24 protein-coding genes and 1 pseudogene are annotated in these 24,497 nt (G+C 41.9%); 23 read left to right on the top strand and 2 right to left on the bottom strand.

Annotated elements, in window-relative coordinates; all coding sequences use genetic code 11:
• From AC075L_RS15285 to pgeF, 12 genes and pseudogenes are all read left to right on the top strand, one after another.
• A partial coding sequence (locus AC075L_RS15285) for a phenylalanine--tRNA ligase subunit beta-related protein (RefSeq protein ID WP_476387878.1) occupies nt 1-637 on the top strand: 637 nt, incomplete at its 5' end.
• Nucleotides 637-1,251, top strand: coding sequence for a histidine phosphatase family protein (locus tag AC075L_RS15280; RefSeq protein ID WP_022379995.1), 615 nt, complete (start codon nt 637-639; stop codon nt 1,249-1,251). The genes AC075L_RS15285 and AC075L_RS15280, both read left to right, overlap by 1 nt.
• 277 nt (nt 1,252-1,528) lie before the next feature.
• Nucleotides 1,529-3,169, top strand: a complete 1,641-nt coding sequence (locus AC075L_RS15275; protein WP_476387877.1) for a MotA/TolQ/ExbB proton channel family protein — start codon at nt 1,529-1,531, stop codon at nt 3,167-3,169.
• 15 nt (nt 3,170-3,184) lie between these two features.
• A complete protein-coding gene (locus tag AC075L_RS15270) occupies nt 3,185-3,508 on the top strand; it encodes a hypothetical protein (RefSeq protein ID WP_476387876.1) in 324 nt (107 codons plus the stop codon).
• Nucleotides 3,441-4,118 carry an OmpA family protein gene (locus tag AC075L_RS15265; protein WP_476387875.1) on the top strand — a complete coding sequence of 226 codons (678 nt, stop codon included), beginning with the start codon at nt 3,441-3,443 and terminating at the stop codon, nt 4,116-4,118. The genes AC075L_RS15270 and AC075L_RS15265 overlap by 68 nt, the downstream gene beginning before the upstream one ends.
• Nucleotides 4,119-4,326: 208 nt before the next feature.
• Nucleotides 4,327-5,202: a methionyl aminopeptidase gene (locus tag AC075L_RS15260; RefSeq protein WP_008703912.1), complete on the top strand. Its 876-nt coding sequence runs from the start codon at nt 4,327-4,329 to the stop codon at nt 5,200-5,202.
• A 127-nt stretch (nt 5,203-5,329) separates the two neighbouring features.
• Nucleotides 5,330-5,678, top strand: a pseudogene (rplS, locus tag AC075L_RS15255) (50S ribosomal protein L19).
• Between the two features lie 73 nt (nt 5,679-5,751).
• Nucleotides 5,752-6,357: a signal peptidase I gene (gene lepB / locus AC075L_RS15250; protein WP_008703909.1), complete on the top strand. Its 606-nt coding sequence runs from the start codon at nt 5,752-5,754 to the stop codon at nt 6,355-6,357.
• A 6-nt stretch (nt 6,358-6,363) separates the two neighbouring features.
• Nucleotides 6,364-7,209 carry a ribosome biogenesis GTPase YlqF gene (gene ylqF, locus AC075L_RS15245; protein ID WP_118587743.1) on the top strand — a complete coding sequence of 282 codons (846 nt, stop codon included), beginning with the start codon at nt 6,364-6,366 and terminating at the stop codon, nt 7,207-7,209.
• Nucleotides 7,206-7,961 (top strand): ribonuclease HII, encoded by a 756-nt coding sequence (locus AC075L_RS15240; protein ID WP_118587741.1) that lies wholly within the window; start codon nt 7,206-7,208, stop codon nt 7,959-7,961. Before ylqF ends, AC075L_RS15240 begins: the two co-directional genes overlap by 4 nt.
• A 108-nt stretch (nt 7,962-8,069) precedes the next feature.
• On the top strand, nt 8,070-8,435 hold the full coding sequence (locus AC075L_RS15235; protein WP_008703904.1) for a YraN family protein: 366 nt from the start codon (nt 8,070-8,072) through the stop codon (nt 8,433-8,435).
• 60 nt (nt 8,436-8,495) lie between these two features.
• Nucleotides 8,496-9,347 (top strand): peptidoglycan editing factor PgeF, encoded by an 852-nt coding sequence (pgeF, locus tag AC075L_RS15230; RefSeq protein ID WP_008703902.1) that lies wholly within the window; start codon nt 8,496-8,498, stop codon nt 9,345-9,347.
• 127 nt (nt 9,348-9,474) lie between these two features.
• Here the strand turns inward: pgeF and AC075L_RS15225 are convergent, their stop codons facing one another.
• The gene (locus AC075L_RS15225; protein ID WP_476387874.1) at nt 9,475-10,644 is read right to left on the bottom strand and encodes a ribose-phosphate pyrophosphokinase; all 1,170 of its coding nucleotides are present in this window, start codon (nt 10,642-10,644) and stop codon (nt 9,475-9,477) included.
• 315 nt (nt 10,645-10,959) lie between these two features.
• Here AC075L_RS15225 and AC075L_RS15220 point away from each other — a divergent pair, with 315 nt between their 5' ends.
• From AC075L_RS15220 to AC075L_RS15205, 4 genes are read left to right on the top strand one after another with little or no spacing between them, the layout of a single operon-like run.
• Nucleotides 10,960-12,342, top strand: coding sequence for a DUF512 domain-containing protein (locus AC075L_RS15220; RefSeq protein ID WP_476387873.1), 1,383 nt, complete (start codon nt 10,960-10,962; stop codon nt 12,340-12,342).
• Nucleotides 12,305-13,630 carry a ribosome biogenesis GTPase Der gene (der, locus tag AC075L_RS15215; RefSeq protein WP_025577071.1) on the top strand — a complete coding sequence of 442 codons (1,326 nt, stop codon included), beginning with the start codon at nt 12,305-12,307 and terminating at the stop codon, nt 13,628-13,630. Before AC075L_RS15220 ends, der begins: the two co-directional genes overlap by 38 nt.
• A 2-nt stretch (nt 13,631-13,632) precedes the next feature.
• Complete coding sequence (plsY, locus tag AC075L_RS15210; RefSeq protein ID WP_370865288.1) at nt 13,633-14,274, top strand: glycerol-3-phosphate 1-O-acyltransferase PlsY; 642 nt, start codon at nt 13,633-13,635, stop codon at nt 14,272-14,274.
• An 18-nt stretch (nt 14,275-14,292) separates the two neighbouring features.
• Nucleotides 14,293-15,312, top strand: a complete 1,020-nt coding sequence (locus AC075L_RS15205; RefSeq protein WP_118572219.1) for an NAD(P)H-dependent glycerol-3-phosphate dehydrogenase — start codon at nt 14,293-14,295, stop codon at nt 15,310-15,312.
• A 360-nt stretch (nt 15,313-15,672) separates the two neighbouring features.
• On the opposite strand, the gene AC075L_RS15200 is transcribed toward AC075L_RS15205, so the two are convergent.
• Nucleotides 15,673-16,500, bottom strand: coding sequence for an aldo/keto reductase (locus AC075L_RS15200; RefSeq protein ID WP_096788350.1), 828 nt, complete (start codon nt 16,498-16,500; stop codon nt 15,673-15,675).
• Nucleotides 16,501-16,845: 345 nt separating this feature from the next.
• Between AC075L_RS15200 and AC075L_RS15195 the strand changes: the two genes are divergently transcribed.
• From AC075L_RS15195 to AC075L_RS15165, 7 genes are all read left to right on the top strand, one after another.
• On the top strand, nt 16,846-17,241 hold the full coding sequence (locus AC075L_RS15195; RefSeq protein ID WP_022380761.1) for a DUF8180 domain-containing protein: 396 nt from the start codon (nt 16,846-16,848) through the stop codon (nt 17,239-17,241).
• A gap of 13 nt (nt 17,242-17,254) precedes the next feature.
• Nucleotides 17,255-17,437, top strand: coding sequence for a CooT family nickel-binding protein (locus AC075L_RS15190; protein WP_008703891.1), 183 nt, complete (start codon nt 17,255-17,257; stop codon nt 17,435-17,437).
• A 91-nt stretch (nt 17,438-17,528) separates the two neighbouring features.
• Nucleotides 17,529-18,299 (top strand): ATP-binding protein, encoded by a 771-nt coding sequence (locus tag AC075L_RS15185; protein ID WP_008703890.1) that lies wholly within the window; start codon nt 17,529-17,531, stop codon nt 18,297-18,299.
• Nucleotides 18,300-18,565: 266 nt separating this feature from the next.
• Nucleotides 18,566-20,458: an anaerobic carbon-monoxide dehydrogenase catalytic subunit gene (cooS, locus tag AC075L_RS15180; RefSeq protein ID WP_270434737.1), complete on the top strand. Its 1,893-nt coding sequence runs from the start codon at nt 18,566-18,568 to the stop codon at nt 20,456-20,458.
• A gap of 44 nt (nt 20,459-20,502) precedes the next feature.
• The gene (locus AC075L_RS15175) at nt 20,503-21,267 is read left to right on the top strand and encodes an ATP-binding protein (protein WP_026648191.1); all 765 of its coding nucleotides are present in this window, start codon (nt 20,503-20,505) and stop codon (nt 21,265-21,267) included.
• Nucleotides 21,268-21,293: 26 nt separating this feature from the next.
• A complete protein-coding gene (gene acsB / locus AC075L_RS15170; RefSeq protein ID WP_476387872.1) occupies nt 21,294-23,420 on the top strand; it encodes an acetyl-CoA decarbonylase/synthase complex subunit alpha/beta in 2,127 nt (708 codons plus the stop codon).
• A gap of 434 nt (nt 23,421-23,854) precedes the next feature.
• On the top strand, nt 23,855-24,497 hold a 643-nt coding region (locus AC075L_RS15165), incomplete at its 3' end, for an acetyl-CoA decarbonylase/synthase complex subunit delta (RefSeq protein ID WP_476387871.1).

Genomic DNA, 24,497 nt, shown 5'->3' with positions numbered 1-24,497 from the left:
ATATCGTCCGAAAGCACTTCCTCTTACAGAACTTCCGGATGAGCGTATGCACTTTACACTTGGTATGTATGGAAACGGCGATTTCTTTGACATGAAAGGTGTATGTGAAGAGTTCTTTGGGAAAGTAGGAATGAGAGATAAAGTAGATTATGATCCAAACAGCGGAAAAACTTACCTTCATCCCGGAAGACAGGCAAATATGGTTTATGATGGTAAGGTTGTGGGCTATCTGGGAGAGGTTCATCCTCTGGTTGCAGATACTTATGGAATCGGTGATAAGGCTTATGTGGCAGTGATTGATATCCTTACGGTTCTTGAATTTGCAAGTTTCAACCATAAATACACAGGAATTGCAAAATATCCTGCAGTAACCCGCGATTTAAGTATGGTCGTTCCGAAAACCGTTCTTGCAGGACAGATTGAACATATTCTGACTCAGAGAGGCGGAAAGATCCTGGAGAGTTATCAGTTATTTGACATTTATGAAGGAAACCAGATTAAAGGAGGATATAAATCCATGGCCTATTCTCTGGTATTCCGTCACCATGACAAGACTCTGGAAGAGAGCGAGATTACAGCTGCAATGAAGAAAATCCTGAATGGCCTGACAGATCTTGGAATCGAGTTGAGAAGTTAATGCTGATTTATGTATTAAGACATGGGATAACTCAGTGGAATAAACTGAAAAAAGTGCAGGGGGCAATGGATATTCCCCTTGCACCGGAAGGAATTGAACTGGCGAAAAGAACAGGAGAAGCATTAAAAGATGTTCCGTTTGATATCTGTTTTACCAGTCCTCTGGCAAGAGCGAGACAGACAGCACATTATGTGCTGGGAAACAGGCAGATTCCTGTTATTGAGGATAAAAGAATCCAGGAAATTGATTTCGGAGTTCTTGAAGGAAGCCGGTTTAAGGATGAACAAGGGAAGATCATCAGCCATGAAATGGAAATTTTCTTTGAAGAGCCACAGAAATTTGAACGTCCTCAAAACGGCGAAAACATTTCTGATATCCTGAAACGCACCAGAGAATTCTGGGTGGAGAAAACGACAGATCCTGCTCTGGCAGACAAAACAATTCTTGTTTCTTCTCATGGATGTGCAGTTCGTGCACTGCTTCAGAATGTCTATCAGGATCCGGAACATTTCTGGCATGGATGTGTGCCTCCAAACTGCAGTATCAATCTGCTTGAAGTAAAAGATGGAAAAGCCAGATTTCTGGAAGAAGATAAAGTTTATTCTGAAATATAACAATTCTGTAAAATAATCCGGTGGAAAACTGTGCTTTGAGTACAGCTTTTCTGCCGGACTTTTAATATATTTTGTTATTGTTTACACACCACTATCCCGAGACATACAAGCCAAAATTCCATTGCCGCAGGCGATCTGGAATGAATTTTGGCTATGTTACTGTGAACAGTAACTATATTTTTACTTGTGACAGATATGACGTTGTGATATGATATACGAAAAAGGAAATTGTCTGTAATTTTGTGCAGAATCTGCAAATAATCACAGGAGGTGTATTATGGGCAAAAAAATTATGAATACGGTTCTTTTTCTGGTGGTGCTTGGCGGATGTGTTGCCATGACGCTGCTGACCGGGAATGGTTCATCAGGCACGATGATTTATAACTTTGCATTCCTCGCTGTTATGGCTGTGATCTATCTGGCCGGACTGTTTGGCGGTATGTTTCGGGTAGACAGCATTGGAGAGGCTCTTGCAAGAGGAACGCAGGAGCTTTCCAGTATATTCAAAATACCCGGAAAAGCCAAAAGCGAAGATCTTTCCTGCCTGAAGGGGATGTTTGAACATAAATATCTGGATGACAGAATGGACAGCTTTGTAGATGCCATGGAGAAAAACCAGGAAGGAATCGGAGATGTTGAAGATTACATAAATGAGGACGAGATTGATCTTCATGTACATAAGAAGATTCTGGAAATGGCACCGGATATTTTTACCAGCCTTGGTATTCTTGGTACTTTTATTGGTCTGGTATGGGGGCTTAAGAGTTTTGAGCCATCCAGCTATGAGACAATGACTACCTCTGTATCTGCCCTGGTAGATGGTATCAAAGTAGCATTCCTTACTTCTATCTATGGAATTGCATTTGCACTGATCTACAGTTCCGGAATGAAAAGCGTTTATTCCGGAATGGATGCGAAGCTTCAGGGGTTTCTGGAGAGATTTCATCTTTATGTACTTCCGGCGGCTGAGAGCGAGTCAAGAAACCTGATGCTTGCAAGTCAGAAGGTTCAGACAAAAGCCATGAAACAGATGGCAGAGCAGCTTACCTCACAGATGGCAGAGAGTTTTGAGAAAGCAATCAATCCTACTTTCCAGAAGATGACAGAATCTCTGGAGATTCTGACAGAATCTGTAACAAAATGTCAGGAGGATGTGGTTCAGGATATCCTGCGTACTTTTTTGCGGGAGATGAACGGTTCATTTAAAATGCAGTTCACAGATTTCAATGAAGCTCTTGTACAGCTGAAGGAAGCGCAGAAAGAAAATATTGATTATACTACAAGGCTCTATCAGACGATGAGTAATCAGCTGAATACCTCATATGCAAAACAGAGCGAAGCTATGAAAGACCTTGTAAATGAGCTGGGACAGGTTCAGGGCCGTTATATGTCTACGGCAACAAGAATCACACAGGATAATCAGGAAATCCAGAAGCTTCAGCAGCAGGATTATCAGCGCATTGCGGATTATCTGCATGAATCCGAGAAATCTTCTGCCAAATTCTGGGTTGCCTGCAATCAGACAATGCAGAAATATGTGGAAGCTGCCGCGCAGGGAATGGAAAAGGTTTCTGCTGCAAATCAGGCAGGAAAAGATGTGCTTGAGGCTAACCGTAAACTGGTAGAACAGTTGGATGTAAAGATGAAAGACTTTGTATCTTATCAGAAGATGACTTACGAGACAATGGAAGAGGTACGCAGACTCTTTGCAGATATTTCTGTTCAGAAAGAAGATAACAATATTTATCTCTCAGGCGGAAAATCAGCTCAGAGTGCGGCACAGAAAGAATCTGTGGAGGAAGTACGCGAACTTCTGGAGGAACAGAGCGAGCGTCAGGAAGCACTTCTGGAGGAGATGAACAAAAATATGAAGAATATTTCCAAAAACCAGAAAGGTAAATTCAGCTTATTCAAATAAGAAAAGGAGAGAAATATGCGCAAAAGAAAGAAATCAGAAGAGGGCGGATTTAATGTCTGGCGGTCTTATTCTGATATGATGGCCGGTGTGCTGCTCCTTTTTATACTGATCATGTGTGTGACTCTTTTTCAGGCTCAGAAAAGTTATAATGAGAGTATTAAGGAGAGAGATGACAAGATAGCTCTTCAGGAGCAGTATACAGCGGAAATTCTGGCACAGCAGAGTGAGCTGGACGAGAAAAACAGCAAGCTGAGTTCCCAGGATGAACAGCTTGACAAGCAGAAAAAGCTTCTTGCAAGAACTGGCAGCACAGTTAAAGGAACAGCAGGCCAGCCTTGATGAAAAAACATCTCTTCTTGCCACACAGCAGAAGAAAATTGATAATATCATCGGTGTCAAGGCAGATGTTATTGAAGCATTGCAGAAGGAGTTTTCCAAAAACAATGTAAGTGTTGATATTGATGCTCAGACAGGTGCTCTTACCCTCAATGCAAATGTATTATTTGACTATGATAAGTCAGAACTGACAGATGAGGGCAAACAGGAACTTGCAGATATCCTTCCGATTTACTGTAAGGTGCTTCTTCAGAAAGATTATAAGAAGTATCTGGCTGAGATCATCATTGACGGTTATACAGACACAGACGGAGACTATGATTACAATCTGGAGCTTTCTCAGAAACGTTCTCTCGCAGTTGCACAGTATCTGACGGAAATCAGGGAGAACTTCCTGAGTTCTGATGAGATTTCAGAACTTCAGAATTATCTGACCGTAAATGGTCATGGTTCAGCCAATCCGGTTCTGGATTCCGATGGGAATGTAGATAAGGATGCATCCAGACGAGTGGAAGTAAAGTTTCGTCTGAAAGATGATGAGATGATAAATGAACTTAATCAGATTATGAATACAGATAAGACTTCTGACTCTGAAAAATCCGGCAGCAATTAAACTGCCGGATTTTTCAATTCCGGAGTGTGTTTGAAAAATGCTTTGATGCAGATGCTTTATCTTACAATTCACGAAAGATAACGAGTAATTTTACCAATAACAGTTCACATTTTTGAGAGAAAATGTGGTATGATAAAACAGTACACAGTTTCCTGTAATGGTGATGATGCGCTGTACCCTACATAAGAAAAAAGAAAGAGGAATTATCATGTCTTTGAAAATTGGAAGAAACGATCCATGCTGGTGTGGAAGCGGAAAAAAATATAAAAAATGCCATGAGGCATTTGATGAAAAAATGGAAATAATGAAGCAGAAAGGATATGCAGTGATCGATCATGATCTGATCAAAACACCCGAACAGATCGCGAAAATAAAAGAAAGCTGCAAAATCAATATCGCAGTTCTTGATTATGTGGAAGAGCATATTAAACCAGGTGTATCCACTGAAGAGATTGACAGATGGGTACATGAAGAGACTGTACGGCATGGGGGAATCCCGGCACCGTTAAATTACGAAGGATTTCCAAAGAGCGTGTGTACTTCTGTAAATGAAGTGGTATGCCATGGAATCCCGGATGAAGAGCAGATTCTGAAAGAGGGAGATATTATCAATGTTGATGTATCTACAATATATAATGGTTATTATTCTGACTCGTCCAGAATGTTCTGCATCGGTAAAGTGAGTCCGGAGAAAGAAAAACTTGTCAAGGTCACAAAAGAATGTGTTGAGATTGGTATTTCTCAGGTGAAACCATGGACTCCGATTGGAAATATGGGAAGTGCAGTTCATAAACATGCAGTAGAAAACGGATATTCTGTAGTCAGAGAAATCGGTGGACATGGTGTGGGAGTTGAGTTCCATGAAGATCCATGGGTAAGCTTTGTTTCTGAAGAGAATACAGGTGTCCTGATGGTTCCGGGTATGATGTTTACCATAGAGCCGATGGTAAATATGGGAAGCGATGAAATTTATACGGATGAGATTGACGAGTGGACAGTTCGTACAGAGGACGGACTTCCTTCAGCCCAGTGGGAAGTAACTGTTCTGGTTACGGAAACAGGATGTGAAGTAATCTGCTGGTAAAAAATTTGCAAAAAGTATTGCAATACATCAGGCTATATAGTATAATCACAACTGTTGTGAAAAAAGATGGTCCTCTGTTACAGGATATGTATTAAGAACATCCATATAAGAATAGGAGAAAAATACAATGAACGAAATTATCAAAAACATCGAAGCAGCTCAGTTAAAAGCTGAAGTACCGGCATTCAACACAGGTGATACTGTAAGAGTACACGCACTGATCAAAGAAGGAAACCGTGAACGTGTTCAGGTTTTTGAAGGAACAGTTCTCAAGAAACAGGGCGGAAGCAACAGAGCTACATTTACTGTAAGAAAGAGCTCTAACGGAGTAGGCGTTGAGAACAACATGGCCGCTTCATTCCCCACATGTAGTAAAAGTAGAAGTTATCCGTCGTGGTAAAGTACGTCGTGCGAAACTGAACTACTTAAGAGATCGTGTAGGTAAAGCAGCTAAGGTTAAAGAGCTTGTTAAATAATTTCATGAATTAGCAGAAGAAGGGACAATAACTTGTGTATTGTCCCTCTTTTTCCATCTGTCAGGAGATTTGGATGAATATCAGAAAATGGAAAGATAGTCCGGCACTGAAAGAGACCAGAGATATGCTGGAAATAAAACTTGAAGATAAAAAAGTCCGGGGAATCCTTAACTGGATATTTCAGATAGCGGTAGTGCTCATTTTTGGCATTCTGGCGGGAATTGCGCTGTTTCAATCAGTGACTGTACAGGAGAGTACCATGGAGCCCACACTGCAGGTTGGAGAACGCTTTTTTGTAAACAGGGCTGTTTATAAAGTATCCTCACCTGAACGGGGAGACATCATTGTATATAAAACCAGTGGAAGTGATGATGCGGCTCTGCATATCGGCCGCGTGATCGGTCTGCCCGGTGAGACTGTACAGATATCCAACGGAGCAGTATTGATCAACGGAGAAGTATATAATGAAAATAAGAATTTTCCTGAAATCAGTAATGCGGGATTGGCATCCGACGGAGTGTCTCTGGAAAGCGGTGAGTATTTTGTACTTGGCGATAACAGAAATAACAGTGAGGACAGCCGGTATGGTGATATCGGAAATATCAATAAGAAATATATTGTGGGAAAGGTATGGTTTGTCATTTCCCCGAAAGATAAATTTGGATTTTTGAAAGGTTAGGTGTATATGAACGTACAGTGGTACCCTGGTCATATGACCAAGGCAAAGAGACAGATGCAGGAGGACATTAAGCTGATCGATCTGATCATTGAACTTGTGGATGCCCGCGTACCTCTCTCGAGCAGAAACCCGGATATCGATGAACTGGGAAAAAATAAATCCAGACTGATTCTTCTTAATAAATCAGATCTGGCTGACGAGCGCCAGAATGAAGCCTGGAAAACTTATTTTCAGGCAAAGGGATTTTATGTTGTAAAAGTAGATTCCAGAAATGGTTCCGGAATGAAAGCAATCAATAATGTGATCCAGGAAGCATGTAAGGAAAAGATAGAAAGAGACAGACGCCGCGGTATTAAAAACCGTCCGATCCGCGCTATGGTAGTGGGAATCCCGAATGTAGGAAAATCTACATTTATCAATACCTTTGCAGGACGGGCCTGTGCAAAGACCGGAAACAAGCCGGGAGTTACGAAAGGAAAACAGTGGATCCGTCTGAATAAAGGAGTAGAACTTTTGGACACTCCTGGTATTTTGTGGCCGAAATTTGAAGACCAGCAGGTGGGAATCCGTCTGGCATGTGTAGGTTCTATCAAGGATGACATTTTGAATATGGAGGAACTGGCACTCTGGCTGATTGATTATCTGCGCGAAAATTATAAAGGGATTATGGCAGAGAGATATCAGATCACAGAAGAGGGAACTTCTGTGGAAGTTCTGGAGGCGATTGCCAGAGCCAGAGGGTGTCTGAAAAGGCAGGAAGAGCTGGACTATGCCAAAGCTTCGCTGATACTGTTTGATGATTTCCGTTCCGGAAAAATGGGGCGGATCACATTGGAGTGGGCGTCATTATGAAAACAATAGCTGAGATTAAAGCCGAGTTTGCTGCAGCAGATATGAGCAGCTACCCGGCTTTATATGAAATTTATAAAGAAGATACCAGAAGTGGTGTGCAAAAGCTGATCGCACAGTGCCGCAAAAAGGAAGCAGCTCTGGAAGCGGAGAAGCAGCGAATTGAAAATATGAAGGTATATGAGCATAAATATGAACATCTTGGTTATTTATGCGGAATTGATGAAGTGGGAAGAGGTCCTCTTGCAGGTCCGGTTGTGGCATGTGCGGTAATCCTGCCGCAGGACAGCCGGATTCTTTACCTGAACGATTCCAAGAAACTCAGTGCTTCCAAAAGAGAAGAACTGTATGATGTGATCATGAGGGAAGCAGTTTCAGTAGGAATCGGTATGCGCAGCCCGGGGCGTATTGATGAGATCAATATCCTTCAGGCTACTTATGAGGCAATGCGGGAGGCGGTAAGTAAACTGGAAGTGGTTCCTCAGCTTCTTCTCAATGATGCGGTCACGATTCCTCAGATCACCATTCCGCAGGTTCCCATTATTAAGGGAGATGCAAAGAGTGTTTCCATTGCAGCAGCAAGTATTGTTGCAAAAGTGACAAGGGACAGAATGATGGAAGAATATGATAAAATATTCCCGGAATATGGTTTTGCATCAAATAAGGGATATGGTTCTGCCGATCATATTGCGGCACTGAAAAAATACGGAGAAACCCCGATCCACAGAAAGACCTTTATTACACATTTCATATAAACAGTCGCAAAAGGTTACTATCCTTCAGTACACAGCAATACACTGGGTGATGCACAGTAACAACAAAAGATGCCTACATATAATATAAAAAGAAATGGATGGAAGAATTTGCATAAAAATACCCGGTCTACCGGAAGCTGTTACGAACGAAAAGCTGCTGATTATCTGAAACAGCAGGGATTATTTATTCTGAGATATAATTACAGATGCAGATTTGGAGAAATCGATCTGATTGCCAGAGATGGAGAATATCTTGTTTTTGTTGAGGTAAAATACAGGAAAGACAATAGTTCCGGTTATTCGCTGGCGGCAGTAAATCCTGCTAAACAGAAAACCATATGTAAGGTGGCAAGGTATTTTCTTACAGTGGAATATCACAATGTGGATATCCCATGCCGTTTCGATGTGGCAGGAATTGACGGGGATGAAATACACTGGGTTAAGAATGCGTTTGAATATATTGCAATCCTCTAATAATTATAGAAACTGCTTTGATGAATAATCTGCCATACAGCAGGAAGGGAATAATGAAATATGAAGATAAAATGGAACAGTGAACAGATTCCAAAGATGAATGTAAAAAACAATAAAGATGTTACATTTCTTACATATCCCGCATATGAAGAAATGAACTGGCTTGTTCATGGATTCAGCACCCGCTTTGGCGGAGTGAGCAGAGGAATCTACAGTTCTATGAACCTGAGTTTTACAAGAGGTGATGAGGAGTCCTGCGTGAAAGAAAATTACAGAAGGATTTCTGATGCTATGGGATTTGATATGAACAGCATCGTTACATCTGATCAGACTCATACCAACAATGTGCGGAAAGTAACAGAGAAAGACCGCGGAAAGGGAATTGTGATCCCGCGTGATTATACAGATACAGATGGAATGATCACAAATGTTCCGGGGCTGGTTCTCGCAACCTTTTATGCGGATTGCGTTCCACTGTATTTTGCTGATCCGGCGAATCACGCGATCGGACTGTCTCATTCGGGATGGAGAGGTACGGTTCAGAAAATCGGTGCAGTTACCATAGAAAAGATGTCTGAAGAGTATGGAAGTAATCCGAAAGATCTGAAAGTGGCCATCGGACCGTCTATCTGTCAGGAGTGTTATGAAGTCAGCGAAGATGTGATTGAAGAATTTGAAAAGGTTTTTGATAAGAAATACCGGAACAAGCTGTTTTACAGAAAAGAAAACGGAAAATATCAGTTAAATCTGTGGATGGCAAACAAGATTATTTTTCTGGAAGCGGGAATCCCGGAAGAAAACATTTCCATGCCAAATCTCTGTACCTGCTGTAATCCTGAGTTTCTCTTTTCTCACAGGGCTTCCCATGGAAAAAGGGGAAATCTTGGGGCTTTTCTTGGCATACGTTCATAAAACCTGAAATTGTTATAAGCACAACAGTGCGAAGTGAGTAATCCTGAATTTGCAGATTAACTGTACAATACGAAAAAGGGGGGAGCTGGTTAACAGCTCCCCTTTTCGTATTCATCTGCCGGAAAAACTATCTGGAATTTACTTTTTCCATAAGAGACATAATCTTTTCGTTGCTGGAACGAACCTTCTCAACGGAAACATCATGATTGATGATATCAATGATGCTCGCAAGATATTTGCTCATATTTGCTTCTACATAATATGGTCTTTCGAGAAGTTCCGGAATGCGGTAATTCAGGTTGGTTGTGATCACTCTGTCAAGCCAGCCTTTTTCGTAATATTCATCAAATTTATCCAGACCGTCTGTGAACAGACCGTAGGTAGTGCATACAAATACTCTCTTTGCGTTGCGTTCCTTTAACTGTTTGGCAACATCCAGCATACTTCCGCCGGAGGAAATCATGTCATCGATAACTACAACATCTTTGCCTTCTACGGAATCTCCGAGGAATTCATGTGCAACAATAGGATTCTTTCCATTGACGATTGTAGAGTAATCACGACGTTTGTAGAACATACCCATATCTATTCCAAGGATATTGGAGAAATATACAGCTCTTGACATGGCACCTTCATCAGGGCTGATGATCATCAGATGGTCATTGTCAACACGAAGATCCGGCACACTCTTGATCAGAGCTTTTAAAAACTGATAAGTAGGGAAAAAGTTATCAAAACCATTCAGTGGAATAGAGTTCTGGACACGTGGATCATGGGCGTCAAAGGTAATGATATTGGAAACTCCCATATCGCTTAATTCCTTCAGTGCCAGTGCACAGTCCAGAGATTCTCTTTTAGTACGTCTGTGCTGGCGGCCTTCATAAAGGAACGGCATAATTACATTGATACGGTGTGCCTTGCCTGTTGCAGCGGAAATAATTCGTTTAAGATCCTGGAAATGGTTGTCAGGAGACATATGGTTCTCGTGTCCGCATACAGTATAAGATTCACTGTAATTGGTCACATCAACCATAATATAAAGGTCAGTGCCACGAACAGATTCTTTAATATAACCTTTACCTTCACCGGTTCCGAAACGGGGGCATTCACATTCTACAATAAATGATTCTTCGCTGTATCCCTGAGGAATAACACTGAGCTGTTTGCGTTCAACCAGCTCTTTACGGAATTTAACAAGTTTTCTGTCAACTTCTTCTGCAAGTTCTCTGCATCCAAGAGCTGCAATACGGATAGGTGCAACCGGCATGGATTTTTCCAACAATTCTATGTTTGGCATAATACTCCTCCTAAGTAGTGATTTTATACTCAAAAAATAGATTTCAATATAATATATAACATTTGCCCTAAAATACGTCAAGGAATTTATTGATTTTTTCTTTTACAATTGTTATGATATAAAAGATAGTGGATTCTGGGCACAGATATATTTTGTCCGGAATTACCGTCATATGATATCAGGAGTAAATGTCAGAAAGTTATTGTGCCTGCACAGTAAATAAATCAGCGGCTCCTGAATGATCGAGAAACAAAATGTGCCGGAAAAGTTTATCCCACACACAATTTCCGGTTACATTCCAATGGAGTAAAATTCATGAAAAAAAATTTACACATAATATCCAGAGTTCTTCCGGACAGTATCGGAGAAGAACTGGAACTGGAACCGGGAGATGCGCTGCTTTCCATTAACGGCCAGCCGGTAGAGGATGTGTTTGATTATCGTTATCTGATGAATGACGAATTTGTTACGCTCCTTATCCGAAAGAAGAATGGCGAGGAATGGGAACTGGAAGTAGAAAAGGAATATGAAGATGATCTTGGCGTGGAGTTTGAGAACAGTCTTATGGATGAGTACCGCTCCTGTTCCAATCACTGTATTTTCTGCTTTATAGACCAGATGCCGCCCGGTATGAGAGAAACTTTATATTTTAAAGATGACGATTCCAGACTGTCATTCCTGCAGGGAAACTATGTTACCCTTACCAATATGAGTGACTATGATCTGGATCGTATTATCAAGTTTCATCTTTCCCCGATCAATGTATCGTTTCAGACTATGAATCCCAAGCTTCGCTGTAAAATGCTCCATAATCGATTTGCCGGAGATGCCCTTGCAAAAGTTGACAGGCTTTATAAAGGTGATGTGACCATGAACGGGCAGATTGTGCTCTGCAAGGGGATTAATGACAGGGATGAACTGGAATACAGTCTGGAGAAATTGTCGGAATATGCGCCTGTACTGCAGAGCGTTTCAATCGTACCTGTAGGCCTTTCCAGGTATCGAAAAGGTCTGTATCCACTGGAATCTTTTGATAAAGAGGATGCAAAGTATCTGATCAGTCAGGTAGAGCGGTGGCAGAAGATCATGGTGAAGAAGCACGGTATTCATTTTGTACATGCTTCGGATGAATGGTATATTCTTGCAGGATATGAACTTCCTGAGGAGGGGCGATATGACGGATACCTTCAGCTGGAGAATGGCGTTGGTATGATGCGTCTGCTTGAAACAGAGGTAAAAGAGAGACTTGAGCAGCTTGAAGGCGATGACAGAGAGGTAAATGCCACTGTTGCAACAGGACGGCTGGCAGCGCCTTATATAGGTAAAATGATAAAACTGGTACAGGAAAAATTTCCGAATGTCCAGGCTGAAGTATATGCAGTAAAGAATAATTTCTTTGGAGAGAAGATCACAGTTTCCGGTCTGATCACAGCTACTGATCTTATGGATCAGCTTGCGCAGAGAGAACTGGGAGAAAAAGTACTGATCCCATGCAATATGCTCAGAAGCGGCGAGGATGTTTTTCTGGATGACCTGACGGTGGAAGATGTCAGACAGGCTCTTAAGACGGAAGTTGTAGTGGTAGATGAACCGGGTGCTGACCTGGTAAACTGTCTGATCGAAGCACCAGACCATAAAAAGATAAGAAGGAGACAGATATATGAGCAAACCGGTAGTAGCGATAGTGGGCAGGCCTAATGTAGGTAAATCCACATTGTTTAATGCGCTGGCAGGTGAGAAGATTTCTATTGTAAAAGATACACCCGGCGTTACAAGAGACAGAATTTATGCAGATGTGACATGGCTGGACAAGACATTTACCATGATCGATACAGGCGGTATTGAGCCGGACAGCAGTGACATCATCCTTTCTCAGATGAGAGAGCAGGCACAGATTGCCATTGATACGGCAGATGTTATCATCTTTATCACAGACGTTCATCAGGGACTGGTGGATTCCGATGCGAAGGTGGCAGATATGCTCCGACGCAGCGGCAAACCGGTTGTCCTTGTTGTGAATAAGGTAGACAGTATCCAGAAATTTATGATGGATGTTTATGAGTTCTATAACCTTGGTATCGGTGAACCGATTCCGATTTCTGCGGCAAACCGTATGGGGCTGGGTGATATGCTGGATGAAGTGGCAAAACATTTCCCTGAGGATGCAGATACAGAAGAAGATGATGAAATCCCGAGAATTGCCATTGTGGGAAAACCAAACGTAGGAAAATCGTCACTGGTAAACAAACTTCTGGGAGAAGACCGTGTGATTGTTTCTGATATTGCCGGAACTACAAGAGATGCGGTAGATACCAGAGTAAAATGGCAGGGAAAGGATTATATCTTTATTGATACTGCCGGACTTCGCCGTAAGGGAAAAGTTAAAGAGGAGATTGAGAGATACAGTGTGATCCGTACAGTGACTGCAGTAGAACGTGCAGATATTGTCATTGTAATGATCGATGCATCAGAGGGTGTTACAGAACAGGATGCCAAGATCGCAGGGATTGCCCACGAAAGAGGAAAGGGTGTTATCATTGCAGTAAATAAATGGGATGCCATTGAAAAGAATGATAAGACTATTTATAAGCACACAAACAGAATCCGCGAGGTTCTGGCATATATGCCATATGCGGAGCTGGTATTTATTTCTGCAAAAACAGGACTCAGGATTTCCAGAATGTTTGAAACAATCGATGCGGTTATCGAAAACCAGACACTGCGAATCCAGACAGGTGTCCTGAATGAAATCCTTTCTGAGGCAGTGGCAATGCAGCAGCCTCCGTCTGACAAGGGAAAACGTCTGAAGATTTACTATATGACACAGGTGGCTGTCAAACCGCCTACATTTGTTATCTTTGTAAATGACAAAGAACTGATGCATTTCTCTTATACCAGATATCTGGAGAACAAGATCAGGGATGCCTTTGGATTTGCGGGAACATCACTGAAATTCATTATTCGTGAACGAGGTGAAAAAGAATAATCATGGAACGCCTGATTTGTATTGCAATTGGATATGCATGCGGACTTTTTCAGACTGCATACATTTTAGGAAAAATTTATCATATTGATATCCGCAAACAGGGAAGCGGAAATCTGGGTTCTACAAATGTACTGCGTACACTTGGCAAAAAGGCCGGGGCATTGAATCTGTTGTGTGACTGTCTGAAGTGTATTGCGGCCATCCTGATCGTAAGGGCAATATTCGGAAATTCTTATGGAGATATTCTGCCGCTGCTGAGCCTTTATGCAGCAGCTGGGTGTATTCTGGGGCATAATTTTCCGTTTTATCTTAATTTTAAGGGCGGGAAGGGCGTAGCTGCATCTGTAGGACTTGTGATTGCTTTTGACTGGCGGATTTTTGTGATCTGTGCAATTGTATTTTTCGGACTGTTTTTCCTGACACACTATGTTTCTCTGTGTTCGGTAAGTGCATATCTGGCTGCATTTATCAGTATGATCGTATTTGGACAGATGGGTTCTTATCATATGGATTCTTATCATATGATCGAGCTTTATATTGTTATGGGACTCTTGACAGTACTGGCATTTTACAGACATAAAAAGAACATAAAACGGCTTCTTGACGGGACAGAAAGTAAAATTTATTTAAGCAAAAAAAAATAAATAAAAAGAGGTATTTATATGGCAAAGATAAGTGTGCTTGGTGCGGGAAGCTGGGGAACTGCCCTGTCTATCCTTCTTTACAATAATGGACACGAGGTGATTCTCTGGTCGGCGCTTGGGGAGGAGATAACAACATTAAGAGAAAAGCGGGAACACGTGAGCAAACTTCCGGGAGTAAAGATTCCTGAACCGATTGATATCACAATAGATCTTGAGAGAAGCCTGCGGGATACAGATGTGGCAATTCTGGCAGTTCCTTCGCCTTATACCAGAAGTACCTGCAAGCGTATGGCGCCTTTTGTAAAAAACGGACAGAAAATTGTAAATGTTGCCAAAGGTGTGGAGGAAAAAACTCTTCTTACTTTAAGCGAGATCATTGAACAGGAACTTCCACAGGCAAATGTGTCTGTGCTTTCCGGTCCAAGCCATGCAGAAGAGGTTGGAAAAGGACTTCCGACTACTTGTGTGGTAAGTTCTCACCAGAGAGAGACAGCAGAATATCTGCAGGGAATCTTTATGAGCCCTGTTTTCAGAGTTTATACCACGCCGGATATGCTGGGAGTGGAGCTTGGCGCAGCGTTAAAGAATGTGATCGCACTGGCGGCCGGAACCGCAGATGGTCTGGGATACGGCGATAATACCAAAGCAGCCCTGATCACAAGAGGAATTGCAGAAATTTCACGTCTGGGTGTTAAAATGGGGGCACGTATGGAAACCTTTTATGGTCTGTCCGGAATCGGAGATCTGATCGTTACCTGTGCCAGTGTCCACAGTCGTAACCGGAAAGCCGGATATCTGATGGGAAAAGGATATACCATGGAGCAGGCAATGGCTGAAGTGAAAATGATCGTGGAAGGCGTCTATTCCGCAAAAGCAGCAAAAGAACTGGCTGAGAAATATGATGTGGAAATGCCGATCATCACAGAAATAAACAAAGTCCTGTTCGAAGGAAAAAGTGCAGCGGAAGCGGTGATCGACCTTATGGTAAGAGATAAGAAAGTGGAGACGCCGATGCTTCCATGGGAAGACGGACAGTAAACCATAGCAATTCCATAAAATAATGCAATCAAGACAGTTCAGCAGAGCGCGAAGGACAAGGAAGATACCTGCAGGCGTGCTGACGCACGGCAAAGATATCTGACGCAGGACTTCACGCTCTGATGGACTGGATTGTTTGCAGTAATTTATGGAATTGCTATGACTGAGATGTTATAGAAAAACTGTAACTGTTCAGTACCTCGCGGGATAGCTGACTGCTGAATGGTTACGAAAAACTTTCGAATGCATCATTTACGGAAAATTCTATAGACAGAGATGATAAATATGCAAAAGCAGATGTTATATAAATACATCTGCTTTTTACATTTGAATGATAAAATATTTTTTAACTATTCTTTATCAGAATGCAATGTCCCTTAAATCTTCGGGAATATGTGAACTGTGAAAATTCTCATTCAGAGTATCGATCAGATCCATGTCTTCCTGTTCGATTGTGAAATCAAAAATATTGCCATTGCTTCTGATGCGGTCAGGATGTACGGATTTGGGAATTACGGAAATTCCTTTCTGAGTAGCCCAGCGCAGACCGATCTGAGCGGGAGTATGAGCGTATTTGGTTCCAAGTACACACATTACATCGTTATCAAGATATGCGCCTCTGGCAAGTGGGGCATATGCCTGTACCTGAATTCCTTTATTCTGGCAATAATCAATCAGCTCTTTCGGATAGCAGAGAGGATGGCATTCAATCTGATTTACAGCAGGTATGATTCCGGAATTGGCTTCCAGTTCTTCCAGATGACGGATTTCAAAATTACTGACACCAATAGAAAGAGCCCGCCCGGATTTCTGGATTTCCTCCAGTACTTTCCAGGTGCTGAGATAACATCCCGGAACCGGCCAGTGGATCAGATACAAATCCACATAATCCAGTTTGAGCCGGTCCAGGCTTCTTTCAAAAGCACCCTGAATGTCTCCCAGACGCTGTGCGGTATTCCATACTTTTGTAGTAATAAAAAGTTCATTTCGCGGTATTCCACAGCTAGCGATTCCCCGTCCTACATTCTCTTCGTTCTTATATACGGAGGCTGTATCAATCAGACGGTATCCTGATTCAACAGCAGAAATAATAGCATTTTCGGCCTCATTTTCCCCGGTGGCTTTGTATACTCCCAGTCCGAGTAAAGGCATCTCTCTGTTTGTATTCAGAAAAACAGTATTATCCAAAACAATTCCTCCAATTCCTATATACACTTTGGGCAAGTTGCTTTGCCCGATAATCTTGTCCAAGTATAACATAAAAATGTGTCAGAAGTACATAAAAATTATTAAGTTTTTGCAAGAATACATTGTTAACAATATAACATAAGGGTTAAAGTATTAACAGTTCTTGTGAAAAAAGCTATTTCAAAGCATATATTTCAAAATTTTTTTAGTGATTATTTATGCTAAATAGCTTGCGGAAACGAAAAAAAAGATGTATAATATCAGTAAATTGATAATTTATTGTCATAAAAAAAGACTGAATTTTATAAATTCAGTGTATTTTTCAATAGAAGGGAGCATTTAACCATGCATTTAATCAAAGATGAAAATGGGAATCTTGTCCAGCATGGGCATGGACACACCCATGAACATACCCATGAAGATGGTATGACTCATACTCATGAGCATACTCATGGCGAAGGTCATGATCATGGACATTCTCATGCAGATCATGCCTGTGATACTGCTCATTGCGGATCCTGCAGTGAAGGTGACTGTAAGAATGAGACACTGGCTCTTCTGACATATATGCTTCAGCACAATGAGCATCATGCTCAGGAACTGGATCAGATGGCTGATAACCTTGCCAAGATGGGAATGGATGCAGCATGTAAGACTATTAAGGAAGCTGTTGCAGATTTTCAGAAAGGCAATATGAGACTTGGACTTGCCTTAACACTTGTTAAAGAAGAGATGAAATAGGAGGCGACATCACATGTGTCTGGCAACTGTATATAAAGAAAGTGACGATTCTGTTATTTTTAAAAATGTTTCCCGTATAGATGTGGATGGGAATAAATTGATTCTCCGTGATATTATGGGAGATGAGAGAGTGGTCGAGGGAACTATTTTAATGGTTGACCTTGCCAACAGTATTGTGAAACTGAAATGTGACTGATATTAAGATAGGGACAAAACACCTTTTGACCTTAACATCATTTTTATTTATAGAAAGAATACTAAGACAGATTTAGGAGGCACCTGGTTTTATGGCACACGTAATTGCTGTCGCAGGAAAAGGCGGCGTGGGAAAAACAACATTATGCGGAATGCTGATCCAGTACCTGTGTGAAAAGGGTAAAGGGCCGATTCTTGCAGTAGATGCTGATGCAAACTCAAACCTCAATGAGGTTCTTGGCGTAAAGGTAGAGACAACTCTTGGCGATGTGCGTGAAGAAATTGCACGTGCAGAGCTTGCAAAAGAGAATCCAATTCCTACCGGAATGTCTAAGGCTGATTACGCAGAAATGCGTTTTGAAGATGCGCTTGTAGAAGATGATGATTTTGATCTTCTTGTCATGGGCAGAACTCAGGGAAAAGGCTGTTACTGTTATGTTAATGGTCTTCTTCAGACTCAGCTTGCAAAATACCAGAATAATTATCCGTATATTGTTGTAGATAATGAAGCCGGAATGGAACATATCAGCAGAGGTGTTCTTCCGAGCATGCAGACTGCCATTCTGGTCAGCGACTGCTCCAGAAGAGGCGTACAGGCAGTAGGAAGGATTGCAGAACTCATTAAAGAATGTGATATGCATCCTGATACAGTTGGTCTGATCATTAACCGAGCTCCGAAAGGAGAATTGAATAAGGGAATTCAGGAAGAGATTGCAAATCAGGGACTGACACTTCTTGGTGTTGTTCCACAGGATGAAACAGTTTATGAATATGACTGTGAAGGACGTCCTACAAGCACACTTCCGGAAGACAACCCTGTCAAGACTGCACTTCGTGCAATCGTTGATAATTTAAAATTATAAGATACACCCCTTGTCGGATGAGAATCCGATGAGGGATGTTTGTGCGCATAGGAAATCTATATATGCAGAGATAAATACAAGTTTACATCTTTATTTTTTAAGTTAAATAACCCATGGGAGGGGATGGGATGTGTTATCACAGTTATCTTTAACGGAGCCAATTCTTCAGATATAGATAACCGGGATTTCCTGCCTGTGGGATTATTAATAAAATAAAAATGTGTATCTTAAAGGAATACACAAACCAGAATTAAAGGAGGTCTATAATGAGTGAATTCAAATTAACTACAGTGGAAGAGTTTGAAGAGGCTACTGCCAGACTTTTGGAGACAGGTGCAAAGGTTGGAGCTGACGCATGGCAGTTCCGTGTAAAAAACCAGACTCCACATTGTAAATTCGGTGAGCAGGGTGTCTGCTGTCGTATCTGTGCTATGGGACCATGTCGTATTACCCCTAAAGCGCCAAGAGGTATCTGTGGATGTGACGTCCATGGTATCGTAGGAAGAAACTTCCTGAAATTTACAGCAGCTGGTGCAGCTACTCACTCTGATCACGGTCGTGAAATCTGCCACACATTATATTGTGCAAAAGACGGCGGAAACTATCAGGTAAAAGATCCTGAGAAACTGATCCGTATCGCAAAAGAATGGGGCGTAGAGACAGAAGGAAAAGATATCTATGATCTGGCTCATGAAATGGCTGAGACAGGATTGATGGAATATGGTAAACCATTTGGATATCAGAGATTCCTTGACAGAATGCCTGCAGGACAGAAAGAGAAACTGATTGAAAATGAAATTGCACCACGTGCGATCGACCGTGAGGTTTCCACTTCTTTACATATGGCTCATATGGGATGTTCTTCTCTTCCGGAAGCTCTTGTAAAACAGTCTATCCGCTGCGGTATGGCTGATGGATGGGGCGGTTCCATGATGGGAACAGAGTTCTCTGATGTTTTATTCGGAACTCCGAAGCCAATTGACACTGAAGCTAACCTTGGTGTAATGGTTGAAGAGAATGTAAACATCGTTGTACACGGACATGATCCGAGTCTTTCCGAGATGATCTGTGAATATGCAGACAGCAAAGAAATGATCGATTATGCAAAATCTGTAGGAGCAAAAGGAATCACTGTTTCCGGTGTATGCTGTACTTCAAACGAAGTAGCTATGCGTCGCGGTGTTCCGATGGCCGGTAACTTCCTGCAGCAGGAGAATGTAGTACTGACAGGTGCCTGCGAAGCGATCGTAGTAGATGTTCAGTGTATCTTCCCTGCATTAGGACCTTTAAGCAAATGCTTCCATACTAAATTTATCACAACTTCTCCGATCGCTCAGATGCCTGATGCTGAGTTTATCAGATTCAATGCTGAGACAGCAGGAGAGAATGCAAAAGCAATCGTCAAGATGGCTATTGACAACTTCAAGAACAGAAAACCTGAACTTGTGCATATCCCACAGCTGAAACAGAAAGCTACAGTTGGTTATTCCGTAGAAGCAATCGTTAAGGTTCTTGACGGTGTTACAAACTCTCAGGTTGATGAGACAGGAACAACAAAACCATTACTTGAGTGCATCACTTCCGGTGTTATCCGTGGTGCTGTTGCTATGGTTGGATGTAACAATCCTAAGATCCGTCCTGACTATGCACATATTGAACTGATGAAGAAATGTATCGCCAATGATATCGTTGTCATTGCTTCCGGATGTTCTGCACAGGCAGCTGCAAAAGCAGGTCTTATGGACAAATCTGCAAAAGATCTCTGCGGTGCAGGTCTGAAACGTGTCTGTGAACTGGCTGATATCCCACCGGTACTCCACATGGGATCATGCGTAGATATTTCCCGTATGATGATCCTTGCTGCTGAACTTGCAAAAGATGCAGGTCTTCAGATCAATCAGCTTCCTGTAGTTGGATGTGCTCCTGAGTGGATGTCTGAAAAAGCTGTATCCATCGGTAACTATGTAGTAGGTACCGGTATTGATACATTCCTTGGTGTTGATCCATATGTTTCCGGTTCTTCAGAAATGGGAGAGCTTCTTACAGAGGGAACAAGAAAATGGACAGGAGCTGCTTATACAGTAGAAACAGATATTGAGAAATTAGTTGATCTGATGATCGAAAGAATCGAAGAGAAGAGAACAGCATTAGGAATCTAATCTGCTGTGATCTTAAAAATGTAATAAAAGGTGGATGACGTAAAATGAAAATAGCAGTTACAGGAAAAGGCGGCGTAGGCAAAACTACTTTTGCAGCAACGCTGGCCAGGTTGTATGCAGCAGAGGGAAGACCGGTACTTGCAGCAGATGTGGATCCGGATGCGAATCTTGGTCTTGCATTAGGCTTTGATGAAGAAACACTGGATTCTATTGTACCAATTTCCAAAATGCGTAAGCTTGTGGAAGAACGTACAGGTGCGACTGCGGGAAATCAGTTCTATCATCTGAATCCGAAAGTAGACGATATCCCGGAGAAATATGGTAAGGTCTGTAATGGCGTGCGTCTCCTTGTCCTGGGAACTGTCGAGACAGGCGGTGGCGGATGTGTATGTCCGGAGCATGTAATGCTGAAACGTATTATTAATAATCTGGTACTGAGAAGAGAAGATGTGGTAATTCTTGATATGGAAGCCGGCCTGGAACATCTCGGCAGAGGAACCACAGAAGGAGTAGACGCATTTATCGTAGTGATCGAACCGGGTGCAAGAAGTGTTCAGACATACAAGAATGTAAAACGTCTGGCAAAGGATCTGGGAGTAGCTCAGGTAAAGGTTGTTGCAAACAAAGTACGCAACGAGGATGACGAAAACTTTATCAGAGAACGGATTCCACAGGAAGATCTTTTAGGAATGATCCATTACAACACAGAAGTAATTGATGCGGACAGACAGGGAAAATCCCCTTATGACTTCAGCAAAACAGTTACTGATGAGATCATTAAGATAAAAGAAAAGATAGATCGTCAATAATCTCATATATTTAGGAGGTAAACAAAGTGACTTTATTTGAAAGTGTTTTTGCGGGAAATGACGCGGTTTATGGACTTACAGAGGGTGCCATCAACCAGGCAATTGAAAAATACGGCGCTGACAAAGCAGTCAGCTTCCCTGATACAGCATATTCTTTACCATGCTACTATGCAGTAACAGGAACAAAGGTTGGAACTCTTGCAGAGTTAAAAGATGCTCTTGCAGTAGTAAAAACTCTTATGACAAGAGAGAAGAGAACAAATGATGTATTTATGTCAGGTGTTGCTACAGCTCTCTGCGCAGAATTTATCGAAGTTCTGAAATATATTGACGGAGCTACACCATATGAAGCTCCTTGCTACGGACATCTTGCAGATGCAGTGATCCGTGAACTTGGTGTACCGCTTGTAACAGGCGATATCCCTGGTGTAGCAGTTATCCTTGGAAAAGCTCCTTCCGCTCAGGAAGCAGCAGACCTTGTTAAATCCTATCAGTCTCAGGGTATCCTGATCACTCTGGTTGGTGACGTTATTGACCAGTTAGAGGAAGTTGGATACAAGACAGGTGCTAACGTACGTGTTATCCCGCTTGGAAAAGACGTTACAGCAGTTATCCATGTAGTATCTGTAGCACTTCGTGCAGCTCTTATCTTCGGTAACGTAAAACCAGGTGATGCTGCAACTCTGATGGAATACACAATGAAACGTGTACCTGCATTTGTTAATGCATTTGCACCGTTAAATGATGTGATCGTAGCTTGTGGTGCAGGCGCTATCGCTCTTGGATTCCCGGTTATCACAAACCAGGAAGATGTTGCAAGAGTACCGAAGAGCCTGATCTGTCAGAAAGACATCTCCAAATGGAATGCAACTTCTCTGGAAGCACGTGACATCAAGATTAAAATTACAAACATCGATATCCCGGTTGCTTTCGCATCTGCATTCGAAGGTGAGATTATCCGTCGTAAAGACATGCAGGTTGAATTCGATGGTTCCCGTGTAGACTGTGCAGAGCTTGTACATACATGTGATGCAAGTGAAGTAGAAGACCATAAGATTACAGTTGTTGGTCCGGAAGTAGACGACATGGAACTTGGCAGCAAGAACAGTATTGCATATGTTGTTAAAGTTGCAGGTAAAAACATGCAGCCTGACTTTGAACCTGTTATCGAGCGTAAGTTCCATAACTACATCAACTGTATCGAAGGTGTATACCATACAGGACAGAGAGATATGCAGAGAATCCGTATCAGCAAAGATGCATTTGCTGCAGGCTTCAAGATCAAACATATCGGTGAAGTTCTCTATACACAGGTTAAGAATGAATTTGACGCAGTTGTTGATAAATGTGAAGTTACTATTTATACAGATCCTGCTGAGTGTACAAGAATCCGTCATGAAGTTGCCATCCCGATCTTCGAGAAACGTGATGACCGTCTGAATACTCTGACAGACGAATCTGTAGATGTATATTACAGCTGTATCCTCTGCCAGGCATTCTCCCCGTCTCACGTATGTGTTGTTACACCTGAGAGACTTGGACTTTGCGGTGCCGTTTCATGGCTGGATGCAAAAGCTACCCACGAGCTGGATCCAAACGGACCTTGCCAGGTAATTACAAAAGAAAGACCTATTGATGAGAACCTTGGTTCTTATGAAGATGTAGATGAAGCTGTTAAGAAATTATCCCAGGGTGCATTAGAGCACGTTACACTGTACTCTATCATGCAGGATCCTATGACATCATGCGGATGTTTCGAGTGTATCTGCGGTATCGAGCCATTCTCCAATGGTGTTGTTATCGCTAACCGTGAGTATGCAGGCATGACACCTCTTGGAATGACATTCTCAGAAATGGCATCCATGACAGGTGGTGGTGTTCAGACACCTGGTTTCATGGGACATGGTAAACATTTCATCAGCTCCAAGAAGTTCATGAAGGCAGAAGGCGGTATTGAACGTATCGTATGGATGCCAAAAGAACTGAAAGAGTTTGTTGCTGAGCGTCTTAACAACACAGCAAAAGAACTCTACGGAATTGAAAACTTTACAGATATGATCGGTGATGAAACAATCGCTACTGATCCGGAAATACTGGTTGGATTCCTTACAGAAAAAGGCCATCCGGCATTAGCCCTTGATCCGATGATGTAAAGATGGTGGTTTTCCCGGAGGTATTATGTGAGTCATGCGGAGGCTTTTAATAAGCCTCCGGGTTTAAACGCTCAAAAGCGTATAGATAAAAACCATAGTATATTATATTTCAAGGACATACAGAATGTGATCGTGTGAAAGTACAATCGTTCTGTTTCGTAAGGACGGAATGTGGTTGCCATAATGATTTGCTGATAAAAAATATATGCGGAGTGTATGAAGAATCAGCAAAGTTCAGATATGGCAATTTGCCGAATTTTTTTCACTTTGTTATGGAAAATAAAGGAAAGCTGTGAAATTGTTGTTTTTTTAACAAAATATGACAGACTGTACTTGTCAACGGGCAGGATAATGTTGTATACTACACATGACATAGTGTGTAAGTCTGCGAAAAGATACATACACACAGTAATTTTTTTAAGGAGGCCAAAAAAATGCCGTTTAATCAGAAACTTCAGAAATTCAATGCAAAGATTAATACAGTCACCATTGGCAGCGGAGATAAGACTGTAACAATCGGCGGAGACTCTACTTATCCATTTTATTCTTTTGATGCACCATCAGAAAACACACCTAAGATCGGTGTGGAGATTTCTGATATGGGTCTTGAGAATGTTGTATCCGAAGGTATCAAAGCATACTACGACGGAGCTTCCACAATCGGAGAAATGGCTAAAAAAGCAGCAGCTATGGAAGGTGCTGATTTTGTAGCGCTTATCCTTGAAGGCGGAGATCCGAACGGTGTAAACAAATCTGTTGATGAACTTATTGCAGTTGTAAAAGACGTTGCAGATTCCATTGATGCACCATTAGTAGTAGAAGGATGCAAGAACGTAGAAAAAGACGCTGAACTTCTTCCGAAAGTAGCTGAAGCTCTTCAGGGAAGAAATGTATTGATCCTTTCTGAAAAAGAAGAAAACTACAAAGCAATCGGTGCTGCAGCAGGACTTGCTTACGATCAGATCGTAGGTGCAGAATCTGCCGTAGATATCAACCTTGCTAAACAGCTTAACGTTGTAACTACTCAGTTAGGCGTTAACGCACAGAAGATCGTTATGAATATCGGCAGTGCTGCTG

The organism is Blautia sp. ZXY-1-B12 (genome assembly GCF_056339915.1).
Note: the sequence above shows the minus strand (reverse complement) of the source record. Positions and strands in the feature narration are given on the sequence as shown.

What these genes read in the sequence shown, in the direction of transcription:
- AC075L_RS15275 (WP_476387877.1), top strand. Translation starts at nt 1,529, where the DNA reads ATGGGCAAAAAAATTATGAATACGGTTCTTTTTCTGGTGGTGCTTGGC.
- AC075L_RS15220 (WP_476387873.1), top strand. Translation starts at nt 10,960, where the DNA reads ATGAAAAAAAATTTACACATAATATCCAGAGTTCTTCCGGACAGTATC.
- pgeF (WP_008703902.1), top strand. Translation starts at nt 8,496, where the DNA reads ATGAAGATAAAATGGAACAGTGAACAGATTCCAAAGATGAATGTAAAA.
- AC075L_RS15240 (WP_118587741.1), top strand. Translation starts at nt 7,206, where the DNA reads ATGAAAACAATAGCTGAGATTAAAGCCGAGTTTGCTGCAGCAGATATG.
- AC075L_RS15195 (WP_022380761.1), top strand. Translation starts at nt 16,846, where the DNA reads ATGCATTTAATCAAAGATGAAAATGGGAATCTTGTCCAGCATGGGCAT.
- AC075L_RS15225 (WP_476387874.1), bottom strand. Translation starts at nt 10,644, where the DNA reads ATGCCAAACATAGAATTGTTGGAAAAATCCATGCCGGTTGCACCTATC.
- plsY (WP_370865288.1), top strand. Translation starts at nt 13,633, where the DNA reads ATGGAACGCCTGATTTGTATTGCAATTGGATATGCATGCGGACTTTTT.
- AC075L_RS15280 (WP_022379995.1), top strand. Translation starts at nt 637, where the DNA reads ATGCTGATTTATGTATTAAGACATGGGATAACTCAGTGGAATAAACTG.
- der (WP_025577071.1), top strand. Translation starts at nt 12,305, where the DNA reads ATGAGCAAACCGGTAGTAGCGATAGTGGGCAGGCCTAATGTAGGTAAA.
- ylqF (WP_118587743.1), top strand. Translation starts at nt 6,364, where the DNA reads ATGAACGTACAGTGGTACCCTGGTCATATGACCAAGGCAAAGAGACAG.
- AC075L_RS15185 (WP_008703890.1), top strand. Translation starts at nt 17,529, where the DNA reads ATGGCACACGTAATTGCTGTCGCAGGAAAAGGCGGCGTGGGAAAAACA.
- lepB (WP_008703909.1), top strand. Translation starts at nt 5,752, where the DNA reads ATGAATATCAGAAAATGGAAAGATAGTCCGGCACTGAAAGAGACCAGA.
- AC075L_RS15190 (WP_008703891.1), top strand. Translation starts at nt 17,255, where the DNA reads ATGTGTCTGGCAACTGTATATAAAGAAAGTGACGATTCTGTTATTTTT.
- cooS (WP_270434737.1), top strand. Translation starts at nt 18,566, where the DNA reads ATGAGTGAATTCAAATTAACTACAGTGGAAGAGTTTGAAGAGGCTACT.
- AC075L_RS15270 (WP_476387876.1), top strand. Translation starts at nt 3,185, where the DNA reads ATGCGCAAAAGAAAGAAATCAGAAGAGGGCGGATTTAATGTCTGGCGG.
- AC075L_RS15175 (WP_026648191.1), top strand. Translation starts at nt 20,503, where the DNA reads ATGAAAATAGCAGTTACAGGAAAAGGCGGCGTAGGCAAAACTACTTTT.
- AC075L_RS15205 (WP_118572219.1), top strand. Translation starts at nt 14,293, where the DNA reads ATGGCAAAGATAAGTGTGCTTGGTGCGGGAAGCTGGGGAACTGCCCTG.
- AC075L_RS15260 (WP_008703912.1), top strand. Translation starts at nt 4,327, where the DNA reads ATGTCTTTGAAAATTGGAAGAAACGATCCATGCTGGTGTGGAAGCGGA.